We start from the raw sequence: 1,729 nt of genomic DNA on the forward strand, positions 1-1,729 counted from the left end.
GACTGCACCGGTGGGCGGCGTCGTTGCGGCCGCTGCTGTTCCTGGTGCTCCTGCTGGGCGGCTACCACCTGATCTTCAACGGGCCGGCTCGGGCGGCGTCCATCGTGCTGTCCTTGCTCGCGGTGGTGAGCCTGTCCCGACTGCTCATCAGCACCACGCCGCTGCCCCGACTCATCGACGGCCTGGTATGGCTGTGCACCCCGCTCTCGTGGTGCGGGGTCAACACCGAACGCATCGGGCTGGCGGTATCGCTCATGATCCGCTCCGTCCCGTGGCTCTTCGGGTGCCTGGGCGAACTGCGCGACGCCGCCACCGCCCGCACCATCCGGGCCAACCCCGTGCGTCTGGTCACCCCGGCAACCATTGCCACGGTGCACTACGCCCACCAGACCGGTGAGGCGCTCGCGGCCCGCGGGTTGGATTAGCCCGCGCCACGGGACCCGAAACGCACGGGTACGACTTATGCTTCGCTCATGAGTTTCAATGACAATTCGCGGCTGGACACGTCGCAGGTGGGGTCCGGCGGCGGGCGCGGTGGTCGCGGTGGACGTGGTGTGGCGGTCGGTGGTGGCCTGGGCGGCATCATCGTGCTGGTCGTGGCCGGATTGCTGTTCGGTCAGGACGGTATCGACATGGTGACCGGCGGAGGCCAGCAACAACAGCAGCAGGGGTCGATCACCAGCGTGGCGGAACAGGATCAAGAGCTGGCCGAACGCTGCCAAACCGGTGCCGATGCCGACCGTTACGATGACTGTCGCCAGATCGCGACCGTCAACTCCCTCAATGAATTCTGGGGTTCCTACTACCCGGAGGCCACCGGTGAACGCTATACGCAACCCGGCGTGATGCTTTACGAGGGTGTGGAGCAGTCCGGTTGTGGTCAGGCATCGGCGGCCGTGGGACCGTTCTATTGCCCGGCGGACACGTCCGTGTACCTGGACGTGGGATTCTTCGACCAGATGCGTGAAAGCTTCGGGGCCAGTGCCAATGCTTTGGCGCAGGAGTACGTGATGGCGCACGAGGTCGGCCACCACATCCAGAACCTGCAGGGCAACCTGGGCATTGCGCAGCAGGACCCGCAGGGTGCCGATTCCGGTGCCGTGCGCGTGGAACTGCAGGCCGATTGCTACGCCGGTATGTGGGCCCACCACGCGTCCCAGCCCGGTGGCAGCGTGAGCTTGGAACCGATCACCCAGGAGCAACTGGCAGATGCGCTGAACGCCGCCGAGGCCATTGGCGACGACCGGATCCAGGAAACCACACAGGGCCGCGCCAACCCCGAGTCCTTCACCCACGGCTCCTCCGCACAGCGCCAGGCCTGGTTCCTCACCGGCTACCAGACCGGTGACATCAAGCAGTGCGACACCTTCAGCGCCCGCAACCTGGACCGACCGGCGGGGTTGCAGAGCTAGACAGTCTCGGCCGCGGCGGTGGCGGGCCGCGCAGTCTCATGTGAGGAAAATGCAGTGTCGCAATCTCAGGGGAGGCAAATGCTGGATCGGTGCTGATTTTGTGCAGGTTCCTCACCTCAGGCTCCGCGGCTGCGGTTTCCTCCCCTGAGACTTCACGCGGATCGACGCAGCCACGGCGCCCGCATGCAGTGGGGGCCGAGATCCGCGATGCAACCGGCGCCCATGAGCAGCATGGTGGTCCGGATCTGCGCCGCCAGGAGCTCGATTGCTCGGGTCACACCCTGCTGTCCCCCGGCCATCAGTCCGTAGAGGTACGC

At 66.3% G+C, this 1,729-nt stretch carries 3 protein-coding genes; 2 read left to right on the plus strand and 1 reads right to left on the minus strand.

Annotation, left to right across the window (positions count from 1 at the left end; translation table 11 throughout):
• Positions 1-425 (plus strand): energy-coupling factor transporter transmembrane component T (locus Q4E95_RS07940; protein ID WP_303382788.1); only part of this gene is annotated, 425 nt, incomplete at its 5' end.
• Positions 426-473: 48 nt separating this feature from the next.
• Positions 474-1,412 (plus strand): neutral zinc metallopeptidase, encoded by a 939-nt coding sequence (locus Q4E95_RS07945; RefSeq protein WP_303382789.1) that lies wholly within the window; start codon positions 474-476, stop codon positions 1,410-1,412.
• A gap of 152 nt (positions 1,413-1,564) precedes the next feature.
• On the opposite strand, the gene Q4E95_RS07950 is transcribed toward Q4E95_RS07945, so the two are convergent.
• A partial coding sequence (locus Q4E95_RS07950) for an alpha-hydroxy-acid oxidizing protein (RefSeq protein WP_303382793.1) occupies positions 1,565-1,729 on the minus strand: 165 nt, incomplete at its 5' end.

The organism is Kocuria sp. (genome assembly GCF_030536815.1).
In the GTDB taxonomy this organism is placed as follows: Bacteria; Actinomycetota; Actinomycetes; order Actinomycetales; family Micrococcaceae; genus Kocuria; species Kocuria gwangalliensis.